This window comes from Monashia sp. NPDC004114 (genome assembly GCF_053603855.1).
The window spans coordinates 413,742-439,783 of record NZ_JBSGGK010000003.1 but is presented as its reverse complement, the minus strand read 5'-3'; the positions used below and the strand labels follow the sequence as shown (position 1 = coordinate 439,783).

Genomic DNA, 26,042 nt, shown 5'->3' with positions numbered 1-26,042 from the left:
CGCCGGACGGCGCCGGCCTCAAGGCCACGCCGCTGCGCGGTCGACCAGGTCGAGCCTTGACCCCGGCACACTGACCCGGCGCGGATCGCCATGGCCCGCAGCCGCCCCCACGGCTCAGCCATCCCCGGTCACCCCGGGTGTCAGGCAGGTACCGGTCACGTTCTGTCGCGCGGGTGCCGAACCTTGACATGATCGTTGCCATCACTGGAACGCGTCGCAATCGCTATCTTCCCAGTTCAGGGGCACTTTTCAGTTGACAGCCACGCCCGGCACAACGCTCCCCGGTGAAGTCTCCGGGCTAGCTCGAGGTGCATGTCGAGACAGCCACAGACCGAACCTCGTCCACAACCTTGCGACCAAGCTCGCCCAGCCGCGGATCTACACACAGGCGGACGTGGAGCGCTACGCGCGGACGCCAGCCCGCGACGAGTGCGCCGCAGCGGTGGGCCCAGGCCACCGACCGGCAGAACCGCCAGACCCTCGATGAGCTGCGGACGTTCCGTGGGGAGTGAAAGTGTGACGACCCGGGCGCTTCCGACGTTCACCGGCTCCGTCAGAAGCCACTCCGAAACGCGGTGAGCTCGGTACGGTGCGCTCATGAGGTTGACCAAGGGACAGTCATGACCGCATGGATCGTCCGGGCGGGGCGTACCGGCGAACGGGAAGAGTGGGCGCTACAACATGGGGTCGCCGGTGGAGGCTTCAGTGAACTCGTCGATCTCACCCAGCTAACTACTCGCGACGCAATCAAAGCCGCCGTGGTCTCCGCGCTGCCGACTGCCACGTCCGGGAGGCAATACAACATCGCCGGTCAGTCTTGGGCGCTACGCCATGGCATCGCGGCAGGAGACCTCATCGTCATGCCGATGAAGACAACCAAAAAGATCGCCCTCGGCGAGTGCACCTACGGCTACACCTACAGGGCTACCGAAGCCGACCCATCGCGTCGACACACGATTGGCGTGGACTGGAAGCGGACGGACATTGGCCGGGCTGCCTTCAAGGACGACCTCCTCAACACAATCAACGGCGCCATGACCGTTTTTCAGGCATCGAAGAACAACGCCGAAACGCGACTTCGCCAGGCCATGACCGCAGGCCTGGATCCAGGCAACGGCCTAGCCTCGCCGACGATCAGCTCGACAACACCGCCCAGCCCCTTGGAGGACGCAGCGATCGACGTCGCTGATCCCAATCCCGCCCCAACGCTGGAGGCAATCCGAGACCGGGTACGCACATACCTAGTCGAGAACTTCGGTCAGCACAAACTCACCGCGCTCGTGGCCGAGATCCTTCGCGTGCAGGGCTACACGTGCGACGTCTCACCCGAGGGACCGGACTTCGGCGTGGACATCATCGCGGGACGCGGACCCCTCGGGCTCGACTCTCCCACCCTCATCGTCGAATGCAAGTCCGAAGCGGGCCAGATAGGCGCCACTGTCGTCCGAGGACTCCAGGGTGCGATCGCTACCCACAAGGCTGATCAAGGGCTGCTCGTAGCCTGGGGAGGACTCAACAAGCCGGCCACACAAGCCATCCGGACCGACCGGCTGACAATCCGCGTCTGGGACTCGGAGGATGTCTTGGACCACCTCTTCGCCATCTACGAGGGGCTCCCGGCCCACGTGCGCGCGGTCCTCCCCCTCAAGCGGGCCTGGGTTCTCGATGATGAGACAGGGTGAGCGTGCAGCACGACAAAATCGTGACGGTTTCGACTACGGAGGAACGAGCAATTATGCCGGACAAGGACGAGCCACAGTGGCTCACGGCGATGCGGTCCGCGGCACGCCAGCGCCCCCGCACCCAGTTCCAGAAGATCCGCTGGGCGCATCTTCAGAACCTGCTCCGCGAGTACGACATGCTCTGGAACATGGCCCCGGAGCAGACCCGCAGCCTCGTCGAGGCCACCCGTAGAACGGGCGACTGGTCACGGTACGAGAACTGAGAGGCCGGCTATGAAGTGCGACGCGATCGTCTCGGTGATCCCGACGACCAAGTGCGGTCAGGAAGCTAAGTACCGGATCCACCACGACAAACCCCGACGAATGCTCTTCGCCTGCGGCACCACGGGGCATCTGGAGCAACTCGTGGAGTCCGCGCTGGAGTTCGATCCGGTGATCCGAGTGGCCTCCGCCAATCTGATGATGGTCCCGGACCTAGCACCGCTCGTGGCGCCAACGGCGGAGCCCACATAACCGCGGGAGTAAGTTTCAGGCAAGCGCGGGGTGCGCACCTTAGCGCTGGCCTATCCACATCAGTTGGACTCCAGTCCAGTCGCTGACCGACGCTGGCCACCAGCTGCCTGACGTGTTCTCCTCCCGGCTCATCGGTGACGACGAGCGCGACGGAGCGGCTGCACTACCACCGGCCGATCGCCAATGTGGGACGAGAGGAGGGGCCGAGAACGACTCCCTCGGATGCGGCCGATGCGATCGCTGCCAGTTCCTGCCTCAGAGCACGCGATCCTGAGGCTACGGGCAGGCTCTCTTGAACGCGGCCTCCTCCGCCGCATCCCGCCTCGAGTCACCCTCGATGTACGCGCGGCCCTGGTCCAGCAGAGTGACCACGACATCATCGCTCTTGACAATGTACGTCTTCTGTCCGCACTCAAGGAGAACCGTGGAGCCCTCACCGTTGCCGAGATAGGTCAGGAAGAGCGCGTTAACGAGACCTTTGGGCGCCGCGTCTTTGTCGCCAACCCAGGTCACTTCAGCGCGGTTCGCGCGAACGTCGATGAAAGGGACCACCAACCCAAGGCCGGTCGAACTGTGCCCTTTAGCGACCCTGTTTGCCTCGGCGCTAACATGGTCAGCCGCGAACTTGTAGCCGATGAGCAGCAGGACGATCAATGCGACTGCCCCCCAGAAGATCAGACCACGAAGGAAACCGAACCGGCGGCTATCTCTTCTGGCTTGGTGCAGGTCTTGCTTGGCCTTATCTATCTCCTCTTGCGGTTCATGGAGCGCCGCCGCATATTCGTCCTTCGGCTCGCTCATAGCTTGCTCCTCGGGATCCGTGATTGGGACACCACCCCTTAACGCATTGCGAATCTCCGTAAGTAGCCGGACCTCTGGCGATCCAAGCCCCCTCAGAGTTAGCTCGTTTTGGAACCAGGCAATCAACTCCTCCTTCCCCTCCTGCGCTTGGAGTGGGGCCGCCGGCGCCGCCTTCCTTATCACTCTGTCAATCCGCTCGCGTTGAGAGGGTGTGACTGGCTCTCCAATTGCCTCCCACCGAGCCTGCTCCTCGTCGAACCATCGGAATAGCTCCGACGCAATCACCGCCGATTTCCGATCTTCCGCCGAATGCATGCGCTCGATTATTGGTCGCTGGATATCGATATCCTCGGCCTCCCGCTTCTGGAGAGCGCGACGAGTGACAACATATGCTGTCGGCACAATCAGCACAATGGCAATTAGGGCGACCCACGCTGCTCTTGCGAGCACGGCGACGCGGTCAAGCCCGACTTGCTCGGGACGGACCCCGAAGTCGTCGTAGAAATCGATGTAGAGCGCGTTCACGAGGACGTAGAGCGTGGCGCTCAACACGGCTGCCGCCCCTAGCAGTTGCTGCAACGCGCTGACTACGCCGCTGGCCGCCTTCTGAGGCTCGCGTTTGGCCCCTTCGCCTTCAGGCCCAGACTCTTCATTGGCCGAAACGGAGGCCATGAACAATTTTGACACGCCGCGGCCCAAAGTTGCGGGAATCGGGTCAGACCAAGTCACCAGTGGGCAGCCGTCCACCGACCCAGACCGAAGCAGATCCGCCACCACAGACAGCATCGCCGCCTTGATCGCGGCCAGGTTCTACGCCAAGGTAGCCACACGAGCCGACGGCGTTGCGTGCTTCGTTACTTGAACCGGATGAAGCAGAAGGAGAACCCGGAACGCGACGACACCGGCGAGCCGGTCAAACAGCGAAGCACCAACGTGCTTCCCGGATATCCGGCGGGGGTGTCACGGGTCGGGCGGTGGGCGCATCAGGCTGGCCCTGCCGGCGGACACGGATCTCGCTCGTCGGGGAGAGGCCGGGTGCGTCCAAGGCGCGGAAGGAACGGTCCAGGACGCGACCCAGCAACTCGATGCTCGGGTCGTCCACCTCGGGCGGTCCATAGGGGTCCTTTGTTGGCATTCCAGTTGTCTTGACGCTTTGTCTGGACTCTTTGTGTTGTTGCGCACCGGCAGCGTGGTGCGACGCGGCACGGTCTGGGTGTCCCCGTCGCCCAGCTCAAAGGTCGGGGTGGTCTCGGCGACCTGGACGGTGACGATCTGCCCTGCGTGCATCCGGCCGAAACTGACCCGCTGCCGACAGACCAGGATCACCCCGGTGCTGGCCGTACGGCACTGGCTCGAACGGCTCGGCATCCATCTCGAGGAAGCGTTGCGGCTCACCGAGCACGAGAAGGCGCACCTGCAACTCCCACTGATGCGCCTCGCCAGCGCCGCCGAGTTGATCCTGCAGCGCGCTCCCAGACCAATGTGGACCTACGACACTTCAGCGCGCAGGTGCTGGCCGGCTTCGACCAGGCGGACCGCAGGCATTCAGCTCTTCGTTCGCTTTCGGGCGTCACGACCGGCCGGCCGAGCTCATCGGGGTTCCTTTCCAGGACGTGCATCCCCGCGGGACTGCACAGCGTCGGTGCGGGTGCGCCAAGCCACGCCGAAGGCATACAGTGCAGAGCTCGATCGTTGAGGTCTTCGATTAGGGGTGCCTGGTCGCAGGCGATCCCGAAGACCTCGACCCTTCTGTGCGTCCACCACGAGGTCCGGCCCTCTCAACCAGGGTCGGTTCGTAGTGCCCGCCAGTGCCGAGAGGATCGCGGGCTGGAGTCGCCGTCATGGACGTTGAGCGGTGGGCGCTCAGCTTGACTAGATCTCGTTCGTGCTACAGCAGTTCGCCGTACCATAGGTGAAGCGGCCTGCAAAATGGGAGTGGTCATATGGACAACACTTCTGGGGAACAGACGGGTGCCGATCCAAGTGGGCCCGCGGAACCGCGCAAACTCAAGACGCGGCTGGCGGATGGTTACGCTGATCGCCGGCCTTGGGGGGAGCGACTCGCTGGTTTCGCCCTATTGGCGCCGGCCGTGGCCTTGTGTGCCCTGCTCTGGCGCGAACCACCGCCAGCGCATCTGACGCTCGGTGCCACCATGATCGATACGATGCTGCTGCCGGCCACATTCCTAGTGGTCCTGTCCGCACTCGCCATTCTCATTGGCACATGGCCAATATCGCGTCTGGCCGCCCAATTGGGGAGTGCTCTTGGCGTTGCTCTTGGTATCTCGATGTGGTTCGCCTTCGGCCATCACCCTTTGGACTACGTGGGAGTTGCCGTAGCAGTTGGGACCGTTGTATCCAGTGCCTTGCTCCTCTACTGGTGCATAAGCCGGAGTGTGAGCTCGTTGGAGTTACGATGGCGGCACATCGCTGTGCTTGGTTCTGCTGTCATCGCGTTGTTGCCTATCATGCAGTTCTGGCATACATCGTCCTTTGTCCCATCGCATTTAGGGACCACCGTTGGTGCGACGGTGTCAACGGACTTTGCGTCATTCGCGGGCAGCACCCGGGGAACAGCGAAGTTGAGTATCACGAATGGCGGAGGAGTGGGCGCCGTTATAGTCGGCTCCGAGCTCATTACGTGCTACCGGACGGGCCTTGAGCCCGGCAAGCGGCTCGATGAACTCTACAACGACCCCGACTGTGACAATACCCAGCTTTTCGACCACCTTTCGACACTGGATGCAAATAGTACATGGACGTTGAATATCGCAATTCGGAGTCCAAATAGCAATGCGCGGCTGGTTGAAATAACGATTGCGTTGTGGTACGCGCGCGAAGATAGGCTCAAAGTCGAGCCCGTCGACATCACTTTCGGTGGACAAGAGGATGAGGATACTAGTGCATGTAGCAAGACACTTGAAAAGCTAACGTTTGCATGGGTGGAAAGTGATTCAAGAACGCAGGCCGTGGTGCAGCGACCGCGGAGACTGGTCTACCTCCGAGAGGGCGGGGGCGGGGGAGATGACTACTTCGGTCTGCAAGCCGAAGGTCAAGACGTCTGCTATGCGTCGGGCCAGGAAGCGGGTCATCCAACACACGACCAATCAATCGGGGACGACGTCGGTTTATCCCAGCTCATTTGGACGTATCAGGCGTGGGTTCCGAGTAGCTGATATTGGCGGATGCCAAGTTCGATCGTGGGCCGGACTAGTACTGGCGTGCGCTCCTGAATGTCGCCGCATGGTCCGGGCTGTGGCTTGGGCAGCCGCAAACCGGGGTCGACCGGCACGACTACCTCCTGACCATCCATCCGTTGCAGCACATCGCTGACGCGCGCATCCAAGGTCGAGTCGCCCACCCGCAGAAGGACTCGCATAGCCAAAGGCTCACCTTTCCCGCGGCAGATGGTGAGGGTGGCGTGCTCCAAGCATCTAGGGTAGGAGTCACACCCGTGCCTTTGCTCGCGGATCGCCTGCTGGATCTCTACCCGCGATATACGCTGGAGGCGAAATTGTACCGCGCTCCACCGGTTTTCACGTGTTCACGTCCTTTTCACCTGCGCGCTATTATCCGTCGTAGCGCGTCGATTCCGTCGAATAGGTTGTGCGTAACGTATGCACAATGCACGCCGGGCCATTCAGTGTGCGCCGTATTCTTTTCGGCTACGAATATATAGGGACTCCCTGGCGCGCCTGAGAAAGCGGTCATAACTCTCAACCCCACAACAAGACCGGCTGCATCCACGAGTCTCCGCCCTCGCGGCTAGCGCTCCTCAGCCGACCGGCACTTCAAGGACCATGCGAGTCGAGCAGCTCTCGCGATCCGTGTGAACCTTCCCTGACCTGTCTCGCCTTGACCCGCCTTGACCCGCGTGTCCTTGTCTTGACCCTTTGTCTTGACCCTCTACGTCCTGCTTCGTCCAGCTTCGTCGTGCTTCGTCGTGCTTCGCTCCCCGACAAGTTTCTGTACGTCTTCAAGACGGACCCGCCGGGCCCGCTCAGGCGCCCGCCGCAGCCCAAGGACGGTCCGTCCCGCCGACTCCCGCTCCGCTCCCGTCGGCGCGACCCTCTGCTCAAGCGTCGCGCACCCAGCCCGGCGGCCCCGTAACAGACATCCCGAAACGCCAGACCCAAAACCACCCTGGTCGTATGGGTAGCAACCATGCCCGTCAAACGTCACCTTCGCGGCTCCGGCCTCGACCCGACTGCGATCATCGGTTGCGTGCCGCCGGCGCACACCTCAAGGGCGCCTCCGGCGTCGCTGACGCGATCGAGCAAGCTCGACCCTTGACCCGCACGCCGCCGGTCCGCTTGGGCTGGGGTATCGGGTCGAGGCCGGGGTTCGTCAGCACCGTGGGGCCCAGGGCCCGGCGCGCAATTCGCCATAAGAGTCCCGAGCGTCCCTCGGCCACCGGCAAATGCGAGCGCAACTCAGTTTGATGACTCCCAAGGACCTTGACAGGCACGAAACTTGCCACCGAAGCCATCCCGGACTAGGACTCTCCTTGATCCACACCTTTACGCGATATCGCCTTCTTCAGAACTTCCACAAGCCCTGTTTCACTGACGCGACCTGAGGCTCTCAGTATCAGCAGCCCGATTACTACCACAAGTACCAGCACCCCGCCGCCAATCGCTGCAGCCGCTCCAGCACCGACCACTTGACTCGCGCCAACGTATGCCGCCGCCAGAAGAACCACCGCGAGCACTAGGAACAACCCAAGACGCATCGCTTGCGGAGGGGTCCACGGCTCCGCCACATCTCGCGAATCAACTATTCCATCGGGCGCCGAATCCGCGACGGAATCCATGCTTGTCTCAGAAATTCGACGATCCCGACTCGCCTCAATCCCGTCCAACAGTTCCATTATACTGAATTCTACTGTGAGCCCCTGTGGAACCACAGTCTTTTTTCCAGCATCCTCAAGTGCCAACAGGTGAGCATACGGCACCCACACATTAGAGGCGCGCGGTACAGGAACTCGCTCCTCACTCACAAGTCCAGGAATCGTTTGCTCGATAGATCGAAGTTCTGCACGGATTGCAGTTAGGAGTCCCCGACGAGTTCGGGACGGGCCGGACACGAAAATTGTAAGAAGCCCATCCTCGCGGTCGATACGCACGAGGGCCCGGTTCTTGTCCATTCTGAGCACCACACCGGATCGCCATACCGTGTCTTGACTAATTAGGCGCCTCATCCGCACCACAAGCCGACCGAACAGACTCGACGGCAACAAGCCGTACTTGACTGCAAATGGCAGAGCGTCCTCCCAAGCACCAGTGTCCGGCTCCTCCTTCGTAAGGAGATCGGGTACCAGGAATACCCCCTCTGACTCGTAGCAGAGTTCGAACTTGCGCATCATGTCAATAATGAATCCCCGACGATCCGGCGGATACTCCTCGACATCAAGGATCGCATCGATATCTTTCCACAAGAGCAGCCCTTTGAGCTGCGCTGCCACGTGTGAGTTTAGGATCCGGTAGACACCTCCCGTCACCCAGGCAGGATTTAGGATATTTGTGTCGCGTAGCCGGGGATCTGCACGGAAGCAGAGCACTGTACCCAAATCGTGCAGAAAGTCAACCAAGACCTCTTGCGAGGGCTGGCTCACCACCCCGTGTTTAGCACAGAGTTCCTGATACGAGGCAAACGATATGTAGTTGGACTTCAGTCCCTCCAGTTCCTCTTTTACGGCAAAGAAGGAGGCTGGAAGTAGATCATGCACATGATCGAGAGACGCTATGGTCTCTATGAGCTGTCGGCGCAGTTCGTCAATACCCATGTTCGTCGCGCAAGAAGTCTCGAGGAATGCGACGATATTCGGGTATTTGGCTTTCAGACCCCGTCGATCGATATCCAGACCGAAGTCTTCGCACTTGTTTCCTACGACGATAACCGGGGACCCGCCAGAAAAGCTGTTAACGAGCTTCAACCAGTATTCGATGCGGTTCTGGTCCTCGCCCTGTCGAGCGTCCAACACCACCATGTAGATGCTGCGACGCGTCAGGAAGAACTGGTGGGTTGCGTGCATGATTTCCTGCCCGCCAAAGTCCCAGACGTTTAGGGTCACTTCGCTCCCGCTAACAGGCAGCGAGAGCTTCGTTACCTCTATTCCCTCAGTCTTCTTCTCGTATGCGTCGAACCCCTGGCCGATCACTCGCCGAACCAAAGAAGTCTTGCCAACGGATCCCTCACCGACAATTAGTAGCTTGGCCTCATCGAGCGGCCTGGTTGCGAGCCGAGCTTGAGCCAAGTATCCCCAAATGGTCTCTGGGCTGCTGGCATCCTCCAGAATCTCGGGAGGCAATTGCAGGAGATTGCCGCTGAGGCCGAGGTACTTAAGGTTAGTCGGACGCTGAAGATCATCGGGAATTTCGGAGATGTTGTTGTTCTCCAGAGCGACGCATTGAAGCTGAGGTAGCGCCCCTACGGTCTCCGGAACCGCAAGAATTTCGTTATTGGTGAGCACAAGCCCTCGAAGCTTCTGGAGGGAAGCAATCTCTTCTGGTATCTCTGCAATTCGATTGCCTGACAAGTCCAGCCATTGCAGCGCGACGCAATTGTCCGTGAGCCATTTTGGGATGGTGGTGATCTTACCCTGATGTCCGCCACTCGACCCTATCAGACGGCCCAAGGGTATGTTAGGTTGCGGTTGCATTTCATGTACGTCATCGCTGACTTCCTGACGCCCCCGACGGCTGATGATTAGCGTTTCTAAGTTCACCATCTCGCCGATCGATCTTGGTATCTCCTTGAGGCCATTTCCCCAAAGTGATAGGAAGCGCACGTTCGGAGGGAATTGCATCCACGGCGCCTCACTGAGGTGGTTGTAACTGAGGTCCAACGTGACGAGGTCCAACATTTCTAGAATGGACTCGGGAACCGATTCTAGAAGGTTTCCTGGAAGTATCAGGGATTGTAATCTAGACATTCGCCCCAGGTCGATCGGCAATTCCTCCAGTCTGGCGCTGGATATCGCCAGATGATGAATCTTGAGTTTCAGGAGAACTGGGGGAAATACTTCGATGGACGAGTTTTGAATCGAGATTGTTTTTAGATTCGGCAGTTCAACCAGCCAGTCGGGCAATTCTTCCACGGCTTCTGCGTCACTAAGATGTACGCTGGTCACCTTGTGAATATCCCGCAGTTGTTCGGGCAAACCTAGTTCGGTAGGACGACTCATAGAGAACCTGCCGTGACTCCGGGCTTGTCCGAGCGCCTCATGGAGCCGGCGTTCGTATCCTTGCTGAATGTCTGGGTCAGACTCCATGTGCTCTCCTGGGGTTGCGCCGATCCTGTCGGCAGGGGCGCGCCGACCTGTCTCTCGAGAACCGTAGCGCGCAGTTCGCTCGGGCGATGCTCGTTTGACGTGACTCAGGCGTCCCGAACAGAGCGCACGCCTGCCAGCGGCCTGGGGTTGGCGATACTGGCGGCCAAAGTCTTGTTGCCAGGGGGACCGTCGCGCATCAGTGGGAATGCGAACTCCTAGCATCAAGCCATCTCGGTTCGGTGCTCAGTCATCGAGCATTAGGGCTCTGGATAAGCGCGTGCTTGATTGGTGGAGCCAACCGCTCACGGACCCAGCTTTGGAACATTCCTGACGTCGTCCACACAGGCGGAAGCCAGCGGCACCGCTATCTCGGAAGCGGGTACCGAATCGTTCACCGCCTCAAACATTCTTAGCGGGTGCACGTGGGAGTACTCCCACAACCCTGGGAGCAGCCTTCGCAACGAGAAGGTCTTCAGAGGCGCGCACTCGTGACGCACTACCTCCCTTTGACAGGACGTAAGAACACATGCGGTCAGCCGCGGGAACTTCGGAGTGAAGGACAGTTCGAGGGGCATGGACCTTGGGCTCAGGCTTGGTCGTCGTCCGGGAGGCGAAACAAGGGAGTACCCCACTGAAGTACTGCAACGGCCGTCTTCGGAGGGATCGCCGGGCGGTCTCGGGCGGCCTGCTGCCCGTGTGGAGGAGGCCGGCAGAGCGCCAGGCTGGAGTTTGCAAGCAGGGGGTTAGAGGTTCGAGTCCCCCTTGGCTCCATCACGCCGCGCCTGCTCAGGCGCCTGCAGCACCCAAAGGACGGCCCGTCCCGCCGACTCGTGCGCCGCTGCCGGGGAGCCCCCGAGCCTTGGCATGAGAGTGTGTCCGGCTCGGTCAAGTCCGGATCCCTGGTGTGCGACGGTGATCGCTTCGTGGTCTGCTGTCAGGCGCTGAGGGCGCCGGCGATCAGGTCGGTGGGCACCTCCTCGGGGGTGTTGGTCTGCCGTGCGGTCAGGACGGCGCGGGCCTTGGCCAGGACCTCGAGGCCGAGGTAGCGGCGTTGTTCGGCCCATTCGTCGTGCTGCTCGGCCAAGACGGCTCCCACGAGCCGGATCACGGCGTCGCGGTTGGGGAAGATGCCCACGACGTCGGTGCGGCGGCGGATTTCGCGGTTGAGCCGCTCGTTGGGGTTGTTGGACCAGATCTGGCGCCAGATCTCTCGCGGAAAGGCGGTGAACGCGAGGATGTCGCATCGGGCCAGCTCGAGGTGCTCGGCGACCGTGGGCAGCTTCTCGTTCAGGCCCTCCAGGACCCGGTCGAACTGGGCGTGCACGGCCTCGGCGTCGGGTTGGTCGTACACCGAGTGCAACAGCGCCTTGACCCACGGCCACGAGCTCTTCGGGGTGGCGGCCATCAGGTTGGCGGCGTAGTGGGTACGGCACCGCTGCAGTCTGATCAGCACGACGCGGCCGGCAGGGTCGCCCCGATCGCCTCAACCAGCCCGGTGTGCGCATCCGAGGTCACCAGCGCGACCCCGGTAAGGCCACGCGCGGTCAGGTCGCGGAAGAACGCGAGCCAGCCGGCAACGGACTCAGTTGTGGCGGTGTGGATCCCGAGGATCTCCCGGTACCCGTCGGCGTTGACGCCGGTGGCGACCATCGCCGCAACCTTGACGACGCGGCCGCCCTCGCGGACCTTCATCGTCAACGCGTCGGCCGCCACGAACGTGTATGGGCCCTCGCTCAATGGTCTGGTGCGGAACGCGGCGACCTGCTCGTCCAGGTCCGCGGCCATCACCGACACCTGCGACTTGGACAGCCCGGTGATCCCCAGGGCCCGCACCAGCTTGTCCATCCGTCGGGTGGACACCCCGAGCAGGTAGCAGGTCGCGACCACCGTCGTGAGGGCCGCCTCGGCCCGGCGGTGCCGCTCCAGCAGCCAGTCCGGGAAGAAGCTGCCCTCGCGCAGCTTCGGGATCGCCACGTCAACCGTCCCGACCCGGGTGTGCAGGTCCCGGTGCCGGTAACCGTTACGGGTGTTCGTCCGATCCGGGCTACGGGTGCCGTAGTCGGCGCCGCAGACGCTGTCGGCCTGCGCCGACAACAGCGTGTTGACGAAGGTGGTCAGCAGTTCCCGCATCAGGTCGGGACTGGCCTGGGCCAGCTGCTCGTGCAGGAACAGATCAGGGTCGATACTGGGGGTCGCGGTCATCGCGATGCTGCATTCGAGAGTGCTGTGGAAGGTTCACTCGAAGGATCACGCGGTGACCACACCTACGTTCGTAGGGACACGCTCACCAGCGTCGTCATACACCAACGCTATGGACTCGACTTCCGGCTCCCGCCGGAGGCCCGACTCTGCCCTGCGGATCCGTGGCTCGCTCGGCATACTGGAGCCATGGGCACGCAGGACGGTCGCCCAGGCAGCTACGTGACGGCAGCCACCGCCGCGAAAGAGCGCGCGGACCAGTGTCGTCGTCGCCGCGCGGAGCTCCACGCCGGCGCCCGTGTCAGCGAGCCCGACTCTGCCGCGAGCGCCAACCAGCACCTCGCTCGCGCCGTCGAACGGGCTCATAGCGCCGACAGGCGCCTCGCCTACATCGTCGTGATGCACCAGTACAACGAGGCGCGGCGCCGAGCGGGAATCTCCCCCGCGGAACCGGCGCCGGTTCTGCCGCCCCGACTCGAGCATCAGCGAGTCAGCACGCGACCGGCTGCTGAGCTCATCGAGTCCATCGCGACCAGCACGGCCGCGGTGCTCGACCTGTGGATTGCGTTTGCCGCAGAAGGATGCGAAGTCTTGTACATCGATTTCGACGGATGCGTGGACGGGGCGTCGTCGAAGTCTGAACGCGACCGTCAGGTTCTCACCCAGTCTGCTGGGAGGCCCAAGTTCGGTCGAGCCGAGCCGTAGTCGCCAGGTAGGCGGCTGGGTCCGCGGGCCACAGGACCACGATCCCGGCATGGCTTGGTTGTCGGTCGAGATCAGCCGCCGGCGCAGCGCATCGCCATACGCGGGACCAAGGGTGCATGCTGGGTTGGTGAGCAGCGTTGGGTCGCCACCAAACGACGGATGGCACCAAGCCGGGGTGAGACGTGAGGCCGCTGCGGATGAACGAGAACGGTCCGCCGACGAACGCGAACGGCGAGCGGACGGGCCGGGACCTCGACGCGAACACACGCGAGCGCCATGCCGACGAGCGGGAGCGGATCTCGGACGAGCGGGACCGAGCCGCCGACGAGCGCGACCGCAAGCTCGACGAACGCGAGGACGAGCTCGACGCGCGGGAGGCGTACCTCGATCGGATTGCCCGTAATCTCGGCGAACGCACCAACACGACCGATGAGCTCGCAATGACCACGATCGACCGTGCCCGCGACCGACTGGCAACCAGCCACGCCCGCATCGATCGCAGCGAAGCCGCGATCATGCGGAGCAGATCGCGTGCCATACGGGAGCAGGACAGCATCGACTTGGAGGTCGCGGAAAGCGAACGCCGCAACCCGGCCGCGGAGGTACCCGCGGACGCGAAGGCGCACAGTGAATCCAGCTCCGGCCCGGTGCGCCCGTAGACCGACGCCGGCCTGGCTGTTCAACCCGACGCCGCCCTAGCCTTTGTTTACCCGTCCCCAGCCCGAACGCGCAACGACCCCCCGACGACGTCCCGGCGCGACCACGCTTCGACCGCGCTCGCGTCCTAACCCGGTCACGAGCTGTGCTGAGGGATGTCCCAAAGAAGTAGCCCACAGACGCATTGCAACGCCCATCGCGGGACGCGTTGATTGGCGGTCCGGGCGGGCACACCCCACGCACGGACAAGGCCGGCCGCGGGCCACGCGTGGAGTTTGCAAGCAGGGGCTTGACCGGATCGTCGACAAGGGAAGGCTGCCCGAGCTTCGCCGGGACCATGTACCGGGCCGGACGGCTTGTCGCGGCTCGAGGGTCGACAGGTCGGGTTGCACTCCCGTGCCCGCCTCGGGCGCGGTGGCACCCACAAGGGTAAGACCCGCTTGAGGAGCAAGGTGTTGCCACTAACCGCAGGCACCTGGGCGCGGTCGCCCTGCCACCCGTCGCGGGACTGTCACCGCGGCACGTGCGCTGGCCTAAGCGGGGATCTGCAGCGCGCGGTCCGTCAGACCCACCGCCGGCTGACGCCGCTTGAGGCAAGCCATGGACCACGGCTCCCGCGCGATGTGCGGGCCGACTTCACAGGCGCTCCCGCACCACGGGCATCACCCCGGTCTCCGGGCTGAGTGATAGTCAGGGTGCTCGCCCTTGGATTGGAGGCGCAGCGAGTCAAGATGTTGCGAACTAGGGCGCAGGCTTGCCGGGCCCAATCCGCGATCCTGGACTCACGGCATTGGCCACAGTCTCCGCCACCAACTCCGGGTCCTCGTGCTCCCAGCACCTGATCACTGTCCAGCCGGCGTCGCGCAGGGCAGCGTCGAACTCATGATCACGAGCAACGTTGCGCGCGATCTTACCCTGCCAGTAGTCAGAGTTCGTCCGAGGTTGCACGAAGTGCTGAGGACAGCCGTGCCAATAGCAGCCGTCCACGAACAGGGCCACCTTGGCCCTGGAGAACACGACGTCGGCGGTGTTGCGCCTAGTTGGGAGAGGCCTGTAGGCGACGCGGAACCGCAGACCCCTGCGGTGCAGGAGCGACCGCAACCGCAGCTCGGGCTTGGTATCCCGACTGCGGTTGCCCCGCATGCTGGCCCGATTGGCCGCGCTAGACGACCACGACTCGTACGCCACAGTGAACCCTAACTCGACACACCCCAATTGCACGATACGGCATGCGAACTGCCCTAGGCTGCCGAGTTGTGGCTGGAAAGATCTACGAGTGGTTCGGGTACAGGGGCAGCGACCAGTCCGCGACAGCGGCACAGGCCGTGATCGACCAATCATGTCCGTTCCTGGGTGCCACCTGCATCAAGCGGGGACGCACAGGCGTGTGCTCCATCGAGCCGGCCAAGTCGCAGGAGGCCGTACCGATCTGTCCTGTCCGCCTCTATGACGGCCATCACGAATTCCTCAGACATATAGCGGCTGATGCCTTTATCAATCTGGAGGTGGCAGTCGACTCGACTGGCCTTCCGACCCTGGTGCCTGCTAGTCGAGCGCGTTTGGTCGCAACCAAAGCGAGAAGGGCGCAAGTCGGCGTCTTTGGCGCCAACCCGTGGGGTGGGGAGATTAGTTTACCTCCCGCCGTCGATGGTGGGGGTAGTTACAAGATCGACTTCACCCTCGTTGTGATAGGCCCCTCAGGAGAGCTGCAAGCCTTTGTGCCGGTTGAGGTGCAGAGCATAGATACAACCAATGACACCAAAGCGAGCATGGCGGGTCTCAAGAATGGCCGAACGATCGTGCAGTCGACGGTCGGCCTAAACTGGGAGAACGTGAACAAGCGCATTCTACCTCAGCTCATAGTCAAGGGCCTGATGCTTCAGGCTGAGGCGCTCTGCACCAATGGGCTGTATTTCGTAACTCCCGAGCCAGTGTTCAAGCGGGTCATGATGCGACTTGGCGGAGTAGACCGCCTCCGTCGTATTCCGAAGCAGCCAGGGAGCTTGACCTTCATCAGATATGACTACGACTTCAGCACCGGCATTCTGGACGGAAGTCCTCTTGCCCTGAAGCGACTCGCGCCCGTGACCGTGTCAACGAGCGACTTGTCGCTCGCCTTCATTACCCCAGAAAACCTCCCGGCCTCTGGTGCTTACGAGTCGGCCATCAAGCAGAAACTGTAATCTCGGGGGAGGTGGATTCCAGCACAGTCCTAATGCTGCTCCCAACAGCGGTCGCGAGGAGGGGAGGAACCGCATTCCCAACTTGCTCGAATTGTGCGACTCGAGAGCCGGTGAACACGTAGGAGTCCGGGAAGGTTTGGATACGTGCTGCTTCTCGAACAGTGAACGCACGATCTTGCTCGTAGTGGAAGAATGCGCCCCAATGTGGATCGCACTTCGTTAGTATTGTTGAGGAGAGCCCGTTTGGGTTCGCTCGACCGTACCGCTTGGTATGATCTGACTTTCTCGCCCTCTGCATTCCAAGAGGCAAGAGGTCGAACGGGATATCTGTCCAGTTTCCTCCCGGAGGAATGTGCCCAAGGCGTTGCATGTTGACCGCAGAGAGAGCGATTGCCTCATGATTGATCACGCCCGGCGAGTCTCTGCGCAGTAGCATCTGAAACTCATTCTGCGGTTCGCATCGATACGCCTTGATTAATTCGCCCTGCTCTCCGTTGGCGAGAATGGGGAGGTCATCGAGTGCATCACGGACAGTTACGTGGCTCCGAAGGTCGGCTTCCCCAGGAAGAACCACCAGATTGCGCCCTCCCAGCCTAGACGTGAAGTTAACGCGGTGTGGCGCATCATGCCGAGGAACGGGGAACGCATCCACCGGGGAGCCACCGTCGCGGAGTCCTATGATCATCGTACGCCACCTGGTCTGCGGGACGCCGAAGTGGGGGGCATACAGAATTCTTACGTCCGAGGCGTACTCGAGATCTTGCAATGCCTCGATAATGGCGTGCAGTGTGGCTCCTCGCGAGAAGCTCACCAACCCCGGCACGTTTTCGATGAGGACCGCGCGTGGGCGAAACTCCTCCACAAAACGAAGGTAATCGCGGAAAAGGTGGTTGCGGTGGTCTTTCGTGCTCCGCGTCGGCGCGTTGATGCTGAAGCCTTGACACGGGGGGCCGCCGGCTACGAGGTCCAGCTCGCCGCGGTCTAAGCCAAGGGTCTGGCGAACTGCCGCGGGGTCGACCGCGCGGATGTCACGCGCGTCCACCCAAGTCTCGCGGTGGTTCGCCGCGTACGTCTCGGAGTATGTCGGCACAACCTCATTGGCGTAGAGGGGCTGGAACCCCGCTGCGTGCAGGCCCTGCGAGAGTCCACCCGCCCCCGCGAACAGGTCCAACGCTGAGAGTGTAGGGGTCGGATCTGCCACGCTGGCATCCTTCCATGAAGTCGGCCCTAGCCGAGGGATCCGCAGCGGCGTGGCGCGAACAAATGTTCGGCCGCGGGTGCGTAGCAAGCGTCCCCCGGCTGGGCTGGTACGTGTGCCGACAACACTGGCATGGCGACAGTACGTGGGGCTGCGTCATCACTGAGGTCTGTGGAAGACGGCGGTCGACGCGTGGGGATGTGGACACCGCGGTGGCTGCATGTGTCCTGACCCGGTCACGTGCGGTGCTGATGGATGTCCCAGCGCGGTTGGTGTCACACCAGGACGCCGGCCCTCGCAAAGTCGGCCGCCGGCATCGGCACGCGTAGCCGAGTCGCTGAATTGGGTGACGAACGGCGCGCCCTAGGCACGGCCGGTCACTATCGCCATGCCGCCCGCCCCAGAGCACACGGACACGTCCGAAAAGCCAGCCGCAGCCATGGCGTCAGCGATCCAGCGCGGGTTCTCGGCGCCCGTGTGCACCGTCCCAACCCCAGCGGCCAGCGGCTCCTGCAAGCAGTACAGAGCAGAGCTCGCATAGCTGACGAACCCGAACGGGTTAGCGGCATCCGTGTCCACGTCGCCACTCAAGTCGTTCTCTGCGACGAGCAGCAGACCCCCGGGTGCCAAAGCCGATCGCACCTCAGAAATCAGCACCTCGGCATCCGCGATGTGGTGCAACGTGTCCAGCGTGTAGACCAGGTCGAACGGCCCGTCCGCAGCCATGGACCGCGCGTCCCCAGACCGCAGCTCGGCGTTCGACGGCAGGTCAGAGGCCGACCCCGCCCGCAGGTCATAACCCACCACATGAGACCCGGGAAACGCACGCGCCACGAGAGACGCAGCGGCCCCATTCCCCGCCCCGATCTCCGCGATCTGACCACCGTGCCCAAGCGAATCAGCCAATCCCGGCGTGCCGCCGATCCAGTCCTCCACGAGCACCTGCCCGTAGAGCGGAGTGTTCAAGCCGGAGAACGCCGAGAACGCCGACAGCGCAATCCCATCCAGGCCACGCCCATCCCGCCAGGCGTCAACGATGGGCTCATACGCGGCCGCCATCCCGAGGCAGCCCTCGAGACCCGACGCCACGTCAACCGGGAAGCCCGGATCGAACGTCATCCGCAGGCTGTCCGTCGGCGAGAACACCCCGCCCTCGTGACTGGCATAGCCCCGAGCGGTCATCGCCCTGAGCCACTCCTCGCAGCTCCGCTCATCGGCACTCGCGCGCCCGGCGATGTCCGACGCCCTGCCCGGCCCCGCCAGCAGCGCGTCCGTGAACCCCGCCCGCCGGCCCAGCCCGAGCAGCACGATCGCGTAGAAGCCGAAGAGGTCCTCCAGGACTGCCGGCATCTCATCCATGCGCAGAGGCTATGACCACGGCCCTCCCCAGGTCGCCCGGATTCGCCAGCATCTTCACGTCGGCCAGCGGCCACCCAAAGACACAGACGCCCGATCCCTCACTTCACCGGCGTCAACTTGAGGATCACGCCGACGATGTCGTCGGAGACGTAGATGTCGCCGTGCGCGTCGACGACCAGCCCCTGCGGCTCGACCAACCCAGCGCCGGCGAGCTGCACCCCGGCCCCACCCCGGAGTGGGAACCGGCGCAGCGAATGCTGCGTGTGCCGCACGTCCGTCACGAGCAGGTTGCCGTGCGTGTCGAGCGCGACGTCGTCAGGCATCACAGCCGGCGCCACTCGCGTCTTCGCTCCCGACTTCGACACCTTCCACACGTTGCCGCCGCACTCGTCGGCCACATAGATGGCGCCCGCCGAGTCAGCCGTCGCCCCGACCGGATGCACGAAACCACCCGCCACCCGCGTCAGCGTCGACCCGTCGGCCGTCAGCCGGTAGATCGTGCCCGTCGGCGCATCCGGCACGATCAAGGTGCCGCTGCTGGGGTCCCACCCGATCCCGTCGACGCCCTGGTGACATTCGACGAGCGTCGGTTTGCCAGGCAGCTGCTTCAGCACCATCGGACGCGACGAGCCTGGCCAGAACTCGAGGATGCGGTTCGTCTTCTCCTCAGCCACGACGAGCGACCCGTTGCGCAGGAAGACCAGCCCCTCCGGCCCAGCCAGCCCCTTGTGCAGGATCGTGGCCTTTCCATTCGGGTCGAGGCGGCTGATCGTCCCGTCCGTATAGTCGCTGAAGATGAGGTGCCCGGACGGGTCGATCACGAGGTCGTCCGGGTGCACCCCGCGGAAGACCACCGTCGTCTTGTACCGCGCCGGCGCCTTCGTGGTGCCCGCAGCCGTGTGCCCGGCCGTCGAGCCCGTCTTCGTGCCCGGCGGGGGCGGGATATCGATCGTCTCAGTGGGGGTGACCCGGGGTTTGGGCGACGAGGATCGTGAGGCCTTGCTCGCAGAACCGGTCGGCGAAGCCGAGGAGCAAGCAGCCAAGGCCAGTCCCAGCGCGACAGCCGCGATCCCCGCCACAGCCGTATGCCGGGTGGCCGGGCCTCGCGCGAAGAGTTGCGTCAGTGCCACGGCAGCACGCTATGAGCAGACGCCGGGAGCCACCTGAGCCGAACCGCCTGACTTCCTGAAGCGGCCTGACCAGACATCCGCTTCAGTCGCTTTCGTCAGATCTCAGGCGACGTGAGCGCCATCCTTGCTGGTGAGCTGATGCACTCCTATGGTCCAGTCACATGGTCGAGCCACCTGCCCGCAGCGTTGCCGACGAGTCCCCCCGCCCGCGGCGCGCGGCGTCGGCAAGCCGAGGTGTTCGCATGAGCGCTGCGTGCGCATCGCTGCTCGTCGTCATGGCTGGATGCACATCGCAGGGACCCGATCCGTCGCCAACCAGATCGACAGAACCGACCATGACAATCGTGAACTCGGGCGACTGTGGCCGCGACGTCGAGGACACGAGCGGCGTCCTGGACCCGACGAAGATCGCCCCGGCCGGAGCCGAGATCGGGCAGTCAGCCAGGACGGTGACCTTCGACGCGGAGAGGTGTGCAGATCCAGCGTTGGTGTGCGCCAGCCTCGACCCAGGCTGCGACCCCGACGACTTCCCCTGGCTTCCTGAGACTTCCGTCCGAATGAAGTTCCTATATGCCATGGGGGTGCGGACCCTACGAACGGCCACTTTCGAGGTCGGCAACCGTCCTTCGCTCCGTCAGACGATCATGGACGTTGACGGTCCAGAGGCAGTCGAGGCCTTTCGGGCACACCTTGAGCAGTGCGGAGCCAAGATCCTCACGTCCGTGAACGGCCGCGGTGTCACTTACCAGCTCAACGGCCCTCAACCCTCCTTGCAGGTCAGGGAGTTGCTCGGGCATCTGCTGCATGGGTTTCTCCCTGACGTGCGATCTGCGCGCGTCGCCGACTCTCACTCGGGGGCGGCGCCACCCTCAGCCGGCTCGTCCGCAGGCGGGATCGGGATCCGCACGACCCGCGACCCGCGGAGGTCGAGCACGACCTCCGACCGGATCTGTGCCGCCCGCAGCACGACCGCGCCACATCCGCGACACCGTGCGGTCGCACCCATCCCTGCCTCATAGACGACGAGCTCCGCGACCGCCTGCTCCCGCGAGCAGTCCACGCACGTCACGATCGCGGCCGTCACGTCGACGCCGAACACCTCGCCCAGCACCCCAGCGAGGACGTTGCCGTCCATCGCCACGTCGCCTCCGGCATACGTACTCATGTCAGCCTCCGCTCGGTCCAAAGCGCTCGGTCCTGATCGAGTGCTCGTCGTGCCCCAGGTCCACCAGCGAGTTGGCCACCGCGTCGACGAACCCGGTCGGTCCGCACACGAACGTCACGGCCCCGGACCCCACGGGAAACGCCCACTCCGCCAGCTCCTCCGGCCGGATCCGGCCGACCGCACGCGCAGTCCCCTCCGGCGCCGACCGCGTGAACACCATCGTCACCCGCAGCCCGTCGTCGAGGCGCGCGCGCCGCTCCAGCTCGGCGGCATACAGCACGTCGGCCGGCGTGCGCACCGAGTAGACGAGGTGCATCGGCGACGCATTGCCCGCCTCGTGGCGGGCCCGCACCATCGCCATGAGCGGCACGACGCCCGAGCCGCCGCCGACGAGCAGCACCGGTCCCACCTGCGCGGGCCGCCAGACGAACCAGCCACCGATCGGCCCGCGGATCTCCACGGGGTCGCCGATCGCCAGGTCGCGCGCGAGGAACGGCGAGACCTCGCCGTCCTCGACGACCTGCACCGTCAGGTCCATCGCAGCCCCGTGGTCGGGCGTGGCGATCGAGTAGCTGCGCTGCGTCGAGTAGCCGTCGGGCGCAGTCAGCCGCACATCCACGTGCTGCCCCGGCACGTGCCCCGGCCACTCCGGCACGCCGAAGACGAGCGTGACCGCCTCGGCCGTCTCGTCCTTACGAGAGACGAGGTATGCTGGCTGCCACGTCACGCGGGCCACGTTGCCTCCCAAGGGAGCTCAGTGACCGTAACGCCAAGCAGCTCCGGTCTCATCAGTCGCCCGAGTAGCGCTGCTCGCGCCACGGATCGCCGTACTCGTGGTAGCCCAGCTGCTCCCAGAATCCGAGCTCCTCGTCGACGAGCAGCTGAATGCCGGTGACCCACTTGGCCGACTTCCAGAAGTACAGGTGCGGCACGAGCAGTCGCGCGGGACCACCGTGCCACGGCTCCAGCGGCTCGCCGTCGTACTCGTGGACGATCCAGGCCTTGCCGTCGAGCAGGTCCTCGAGCGGGAGGTTGGTCGTGTAGTCGCCATAGGAGCGGACGAGGGCGAAGTCCGCAGCGGTGTCGATGTCCTCGAGGAGGACGTCCAGGGACACTCCACGCCACGAGGTGCCGAGCTTCGACCACTTCGTCACGCAGTGGATGTCGACCGTCGGCTCCTCCTGCGGGAGCGCCATGAGCTCGTCCCAGAGCCACACGTGCCGCTCGCCCGACTCTGTCGTCACGGTCATCGACCAGTCGGCCAGGTCGACACGCGGCGTGGGCCCGGCCTGCAGCACCGGGAAGTCGTGTGTGAGGTACTGCCCTGGCGGTAGCTGCACCGCATCTCGCTGCCGGCCCCGGAAGCCAGGAGTCACGATTCCCATGCGCCCTCCCCAGATTGGGTGATGCCTGATTATGGCGCGTCGCGCACGCGAAGAGGGCCCGAGCGTGCCTTTCCGCCCGGGCCCTCCTCAACGGTCTCGATCCACGAGCAGCCGCTAGCTGGCGGTTGCCGCCCAGCGCTGGGTCGCAGCGCCAGTGTCGGTGACCTGGACCGCCTTGCCGCTCGCATCGACCGCGAGCGTCAGTCCGCTGTGCTTGGCGACGAGCTTGAGCTGGCTGCCCGAGCGCGTCACCGTCCACTGCTGGTTCGTCGTGCCCGTGCAGGTGTACTGCCCGACGAGCGCGCCACTGGACTGCGAGCTGTAGAACACGTCCATGCACTGTCCGCTCGCAGCGTTCTTCACCTGGTAGGCACCGGAGTCCTGCAAGGTGAGGATCCACTTCTGCGATGCCGACGACGAGGCCGGCGCCGTGCCGAGCTGGTCTGACGACGAGCCCGGCGCCTCGAGCGCGAGGCCCGTGCCGACGTTGCCGAGCGAGTACTGCCCGTCGGCGATCGGCGGTGGCACGACCTCCTCGTTGCCGACGGTCATCGCGAAGACGTGTGCCGCGGAGTTCGCCGGCAGGGTCACCGCAGCGACCTGTTTGGCAGGGTCGATCCACACGGTCTTGGTGTAGATCCGATAGGCGACCGTCGGGTACGCGGGCCCGGTCGGCGTGTTCTTGCCCATGGTCGTCACCGCGATCTTCGCGCCGTAGGTGTCGGTCGCGAGGCAGCACCAGTTCGGGAAGCCGATGGTCGCCGTCGTCGACGACCCGTCGGTGTAGTGCACCGTCGCTGCACCACCCGCAGACCCGCTCGTGCCGGTGCCCAGCAGCGCCAGCGCGTTGCCCTGCCCCGACAGCTGGATCGTCTCGCCGGCCGAGGCGACGTTGTCCTTCGTGCCCGGCTGGGACGACGGCCAGGTGAAGTCGAAACCGTTCGCCGAGACCTTGGCGCCCGGTGTCACCCCTTGGGCTGCGAGGCGCTCCGCGATGAAGCTCGACCCGCCGCCGTCGATGTTGCCCGGTGTCGGGTTCGCCTGCGCCGTGGTCGCGACGTTGCTGAAGGCGCTCGCGAGCGACGGGTGCGCCAGCGTCGTCTTCGTCGAGTCCGTGAGTGTCCTGCCCACGTCACGGACCGTGTATGCCGCGGACGCCGTGATCGGGTACGCCCCGGGCTGTGCGCCTGCCGGAGGCGTCACGTCGAAGCGTGCCGTGAACGAGGCGCCGTCCTTGAGGTCCGCCGCGGTGGTCGGGCCGGACGCCACCGACTGCCATCCGGAGGGAAGGCCGAGCGAGGTTGCGGTCACCTGCACGGGCTTGCCCGTCGAGTTGGTGAACGTCGCGGTGACGGGCCGAGCCTCGTCGGGCACCGAGATGACGGGTGCCTTGACGTCGAGCGCCGCGTCGAGCTCACCCGGCTGTGCGCCACCGATCGCCCCGGCACCGGTGATCCGCACGGTGTGCGCGGCCGCGGTCCCCACCGACGCGGTCTTGGCGTGGATGACGCCGGTGACCGCGTCGTAGAACCACCCCGACGCCACACCGTCGAGAGCGGCCTTGCCAGCCACTCGGCTGATCACCGCGCCATCGACCGACACCTCGGACGGCTCGGTGTTCGTGTGCACGGACAGGCCGTACGAGCGCGCGCTCGGTTTCCCGGCATACGACCCGTCGAGGGCGCCGATCGACACCGTCACCGGACCCTTGCCGGAGGTCGGTGCGACCACGCCGAGCTGCTGCGTCGCGCTCTGCCCGGCGGCATACGCCTGCGACCGGCCGTCGTCGTCGTAGCTGGTGAACGACGACGTGCCCGAGGGGTAGACGTCGAGGTCGAGGCGGCCGGAGTCCTTGCCCGACGTCCAGTCCTGCGTGCCCTCGGGGAACATCGGCACGACTGCGCCGGCGCGGACGAACAGCGGCAGCCGGTCGAGCGGCGCCTTGTAGCCGTTCAGCGTCTGCTGGCCCGAGTAGAGGCGGCCGGTCCAGTAGTCGACCCAGGTGCCTTCCGGCAGGTAGATGCCGTTGCGCACCGTGGTGTCGGAGTAGACGGGCGCCACGAGGAAGTCGTCGCCGGCCAGGAACTCGTACTTGGCCTGGTCGCCCCACGTCGCCGGGTCCGTCGGGTAGTTGACGTACAGCGGGCGCGTCGGGCCGAGGCCGTTCTTCGAGGCGTTGGCGGTGTGCGTGTAGAAGTACGGCAGCAGCCGCTCATGGAGCTGCAGGTAGTCGCGGTTGATCGAGGTGTACGGCTCGCCGTAGCGGTACGGCTGCTTGTCCTTGCCGGCCCACCCGCTCATCGCGTACGTCATGGGCAGGAACATCTTCCACTGCAGGTCACGCGTGTACGTGTCCGCGCTCCCCCCGAAGATGCCGTCGATGTCGCCCGTGGTCACGGGCTGTCCGGAGAGCGTCGAACCGGCATACGTCGGGATCTGCCACTTGATGTAGTCCCACGAGCCCGACTGGTCGCCGCTCCACATGGCGCCGCAGCGCTGCGTGCCCGCCCAGCCTTCGATCGTCAGGACCGTCGCGCGGTCACTGCTGTTGGACTCGATGCCGTCGCGGGCCTGTTCGCACGCGTCGAGGGCGAACCGGTAGCCGGGGCCGACCCAGGCCACGTCCGTCTTGCGGACCCGGACTCCACTGCTGACCTCGTACGGCTGGTTGGTCAGGTCCGACTGCGTCCACAGGCCCAGCTCGGAGCCGTGCTCGCCGAGCATCTGGTGCGTCTCGGGGAGCTGCTCGTAGCCGCAACCATAGCCGTCGTTGACGAGCATCCAGCCGAGTGGCATGTCGTTGGTCGTGTACCCGTCGGCGATCGCCGTCGAGTCGCGCAGCGTCTCGCGCTCGCCGCGGTTCGCGTTGTGCAGGTAGCAGTCTGCGTCGCCGACCTCGAGCGCGTACATCGGCAGCATGAGCGGCCGACCGGTCAGCTCGGTGTAGCCGTCGAGGACCTGTCGCGTGTCGCCGACGAAGTAGTACGCGTCGAAGCGCTGCTCCTGGTGGGTGGTGCGCACCGGCGCGTGGAAGTCGTACGTGCCCGGCGCGAACGTGTTGCGCAGGACGCCGTACCCCGCGCTCGAGAGGTAGAAGGGCGCAGCGTTCGGGTTGCCGCCGTCGTCCCAGTTGTAGTCGCGGCTGATGGTGATCGAGGTGTCACGGTGGCTGAAGCGTCCGTTCTGCATGCCGCCACCGAAGAACTGCTCCTCGGCGCCCTGGGCGAGCGTCTGGGTTGTCCCGCTGCCGGTCCACGACAGCGGTGCCGTCTCGCGCCACAGCTCGGCGCCGCCGGCGTTGTCCAGCCGGAGCGTGAGCGGCGACTTCGTCACCGTCAGACGCGCCTTGCTCGTGGAGATGACGTATGCCGTCCCCGTGTCCGTGACGCTCGAGCCGCCCCCGGCGAAGTCGCGCTTGACGACGATGTCCGCATCGGGCGCCTTGGGGTCGGCCGGGTCGTCGTTCGCCGGGTCCGAGAACGTGCCGTTCGGCGCGAGCTGCACCCGGAAGAGATCGGTGTCGTCGAACTCGACGCGCAGCTTCGCCGCACCCGAGCCGAACGTGTACGTGTCGCCGTCGCGGCTGTATGCCGTCACGTCGCCCAGCTGCCCGTCGGCGGCTTGGGCAGGCGCCGAGACCGCGACGAGACCCGTGAGGGCCAACGCTGCGACACCGGCTACCACCGTCACTCTCCGGACTGTGTGTTTGAAACTGCTCACTTAAGCATCCTTTCGCTCACAATCAGTCATTCTCCGTGGTCAGAGACCGTACGGGTGGTGCAGACCGGGCGT

Annotated in this window: 17 protein-coding genes and 1 pseudogene; 5 read left to right on the top strand and 13 right to left on the bottom strand. The window is 64.5% G+C overall.

The window, feature by feature from the left end; translation table 11 throughout:
• Positions 1 to 620 precede the first annotated feature (620 nt).
• Both ACWEOW_RS06885 and ACWEOW_RS06880 read left to right on the top strand, forming a co-directional pair.
• Positions 621 to 1,682 (top strand): restriction endonuclease, encoded by a 1,062-nt coding sequence (locus ACWEOW_RS06885; RefSeq protein ID WP_452268429.1) that lies wholly within the window; start codon positions 621 to 623, stop codon positions 1,680 to 1,682.
• 53 nt (positions 1,683 to 1,735) lie between these two features.
• Positions 1,736 to 1,945, top strand: coding sequence for a hypothetical protein (locus ACWEOW_RS06880; RefSeq protein WP_452268428.1), 210 nt, complete (start codon positions 1,736 to 1,738; stop codon positions 1,943 to 1,945).
• A gap of 526 nt (positions 1,946 to 2,471) precedes the next feature.
• Here ACWEOW_RS06880 and ACWEOW_RS06875 read toward each other — a convergent pair.
• From ACWEOW_RS06875 to ACWEOW_RS06855, 5 genes and pseudogenes are all read right to left on the bottom strand, one after another.
• A complete protein-coding gene (locus ACWEOW_RS06875) occupies positions 2,472 to 3,668 on the bottom strand; it encodes a hypothetical protein (RefSeq protein WP_452268427.1) in 1,197 nt (398 codons plus the stop codon).
• A 1,877-nt stretch (positions 3,669 to 5,545) separates the two neighbouring features.
• Positions 5,546 to 5,881: a hypothetical protein gene (locus ACWEOW_RS06870; protein WP_452268426.1), complete on the bottom strand. Its 336-nt coding sequence runs from the start codon at positions 5,879 to 5,881 to the stop codon at positions 5,546 to 5,548.
• Positions 5,882 to 6,147: 266 nt separating this feature from the next.
• The gene (locus ACWEOW_RS06865) at positions 6,148 to 6,426 is read right to left on the bottom strand and encodes a hypothetical protein (protein ID WP_452268425.1); all 279 of its coding nucleotides are present in this window, start codon (positions 6,424 to 6,426) and stop codon (positions 6,148 to 6,150) included.
• A 1,065-nt stretch (positions 6,427 to 7,491) separates the two neighbouring features.
• Entirely contained in the window at positions 7,492 to 10,269 is a 2,778-nt protein-coding gene (locus tag ACWEOW_RS06860; protein ID WP_452268424.1) for a COR domain-containing protein, read from the bottom strand.
• 934 nt (positions 10,270 to 11,203) lie between these two features.
• Positions 11,204 to 12,471: pseudogene (locus ACWEOW_RS06855) on the bottom strand (IS256 family transposase).
• 186 nt (positions 12,472 to 12,657) lie between these two features.
• On the opposite strand from ACWEOW_RS06855, the gene ACWEOW_RS06850 reads away from it, so the two are divergent.
• Positions 12,658 to 13,173 (top strand): hypothetical protein, encoded by a 516-nt coding sequence (locus tag ACWEOW_RS06850; RefSeq protein ID WP_452268423.1) that lies wholly within the window; start codon positions 12,658 to 12,660, stop codon positions 13,171 to 13,173.
• Positions 13,174 to 13,370: 197 nt separating this feature from the next.
• Entirely contained in the window at positions 13,371 to 13,832 is a 462-nt protein-coding gene (locus tag ACWEOW_RS06845; RefSeq protein ID WP_452268422.1) for a hypothetical protein, read from the top strand.
• Positions 13,833 to 14,571: 739 nt separating this feature from the next.
• On the opposite strand, the gene ACWEOW_RS06840 is transcribed toward ACWEOW_RS06845, so the two are convergent.
• Positions 14,572 to 15,171 carry a very short patch repair endonuclease gene (locus tag ACWEOW_RS06840; protein WP_452268421.1) on the bottom strand — a complete coding sequence of 200 codons (600 nt, stop codon included), beginning with the start codon at positions 15,169 to 15,171 and terminating at the stop codon, positions 14,572 to 14,574.
• Here ACWEOW_RS06840 and ACWEOW_RS06835 point away from each other — a divergent pair.
• Entirely contained in the window at positions 15,087 to 16,013 is a 927-nt protein-coding gene (locus ACWEOW_RS06835) for a hypothetical protein (protein ID WP_452268433.1), read from the top strand. The genes ACWEOW_RS06840 and ACWEOW_RS06835 overlap by 85 nt on opposite strands.
• On the opposite strand, the gene ACWEOW_RS06830 is transcribed toward ACWEOW_RS06835, so the two are convergent.
• The 7 genes from ACWEOW_RS06830 to ACWEOW_RS06800 all read right to left on the bottom strand — a co-directional run bounded on the left by ACWEOW_RS06830 (position 15,997) and on the right by ACWEOW_RS06800 (position 25,940).
• Positions 15,997 to 17,214, bottom strand: a complete 1,218-nt coding sequence (locus tag ACWEOW_RS06830) for a DNA cytosine methyltransferase (RefSeq protein ID WP_452268420.1) — start codon at positions 17,212 to 17,214, stop codon at positions 15,997 to 15,999. The two genes, ACWEOW_RS06835 and ACWEOW_RS06830, sit on opposite strands and share 17 nt — an antisense overlap.
• A 360-nt stretch (positions 17,215 to 17,574) precedes the next feature.
• Positions 17,575 to 18,570, bottom strand: coding sequence for a class I SAM-dependent methyltransferase (locus tag ACWEOW_RS06825; RefSeq protein ID WP_452268419.1), 996 nt, complete (start codon positions 18,568 to 18,570; stop codon positions 17,575 to 17,577).
• A gap of 98 nt (positions 18,571 to 18,668) precedes the next feature.
• A complete protein-coding gene (locus tag ACWEOW_RS06820; protein WP_452268418.1) occupies positions 18,669 to 19,700 on the bottom strand; it encodes a hypothetical protein in 1,032 nt (343 codons plus the stop codon).
• A gap of 847 nt (positions 19,701 to 20,547) precedes the next feature.
• On the bottom strand, positions 20,548 to 20,865 hold the full coding sequence (locus ACWEOW_RS06815) for a DUF6510 family protein (protein ID WP_452268417.1): 318 nt from the start codon (positions 20,863 to 20,865) through the stop codon (positions 20,548 to 20,550).
• A 1-nt stretch (position 20,866) separates the two neighbouring features.
• Positions 20,867 to 21,592: a ferredoxin reductase gene (locus tag ACWEOW_RS06810; protein ID WP_452268416.1), complete on the bottom strand. Its 726-nt coding sequence runs from the start codon at positions 21,590 to 21,592 to the stop codon at positions 20,867 to 20,869.
• 61 nt (positions 21,593 to 21,653) lie between these two features.
• The gene (locus ACWEOW_RS06805; RefSeq protein ID WP_452268415.1) at positions 21,654 to 22,250 is read right to left on the bottom strand and encodes a sulfite oxidase-like oxidoreductase; all 597 of its coding nucleotides are present in this window, start codon (positions 22,248 to 22,250) and stop codon (positions 21,654 to 21,656) included.
• A gap of 114 nt (positions 22,251 to 22,364) precedes the next feature.
• A complete protein-coding gene (locus ACWEOW_RS06800; RefSeq protein WP_452268414.1) occupies positions 22,365 to 25,940 on the bottom strand; it encodes a TIM-barrel domain-containing protein in 3,576 nt (1,191 codons plus the stop codon).
• Positions 25,941 to 26,042: the final 102 nt, after the last annotated feature.

What these genes read in the sequence shown, in the direction of transcription:
- ACWEOW_RS06825 (WP_452268419.1), bottom strand. Translation starts at nt 18,570, where the DNA reads ATGGATGAGATGCCGGCAGTCCTGGAGGACCTCTTCGGCTTCTACGCG.
- ACWEOW_RS06880 (WP_452268428.1), top strand. Translation starts at nt 1,736, where the DNA reads ATGCCGGACAAGGACGAGCCACAGTGGCTCACGGCGATGCGGTCCGCG.
- ACWEOW_RS06815 (WP_452268417.1), bottom strand. Translation starts at nt 20,865, where the DNA reads ATGAGTACGTATGCCGGAGGCGACGTGGCGATGGACGGCAACGTCCTC.
- ACWEOW_RS06885 (WP_452268429.1), top strand. Translation starts at nt 621, where the DNA reads ATGACCGCATGGATCGTCCGGGCGGGGCGTACCGGCGAACGGGAAGAG.
- ACWEOW_RS06805 (WP_452268415.1), bottom strand. Translation starts at nt 22,250, where the DNA reads ATGGGAATCGTGACTCCTGGCTTCCGGGGCCGGCAGCGAGATGCGGTG.
- ACWEOW_RS06850 (WP_452268423.1), top strand. Translation starts at nt 12,658, where the DNA reads ATGGGCACGCAGGACGGTCGCCCAGGCAGCTACGTGACGGCAGCCACC.
- ACWEOW_RS06860 (WP_452268424.1), bottom strand. Translation starts at nt 10,269, where the DNA reads ATGGAGTCTGACCCAGACATTCAGCAAGGATACGAACGCCGGCTCCAT.
- ACWEOW_RS06875 (WP_452268427.1), bottom strand. Translation starts at nt 3,668, where the DNA reads ATGGCCTCCGTTTCGGCCAATGAAGAGTCTGGGCCTGAAGGCGAAGGG.
- ACWEOW_RS06840 (WP_452268421.1), bottom strand. Translation starts at nt 15,171, where the DNA reads ATGATTGGTCGATCACGGCCTGTGCCGCTGTCGCGGACTGGTCGCTGC.
- ACWEOW_RS06845 (WP_452268422.1), top strand. Translation starts at nt 13,371, where the DNA reads ATGAACGAGAACGGTCCGCCGACGAACGCGAACGGCGAGCGGACGGGC.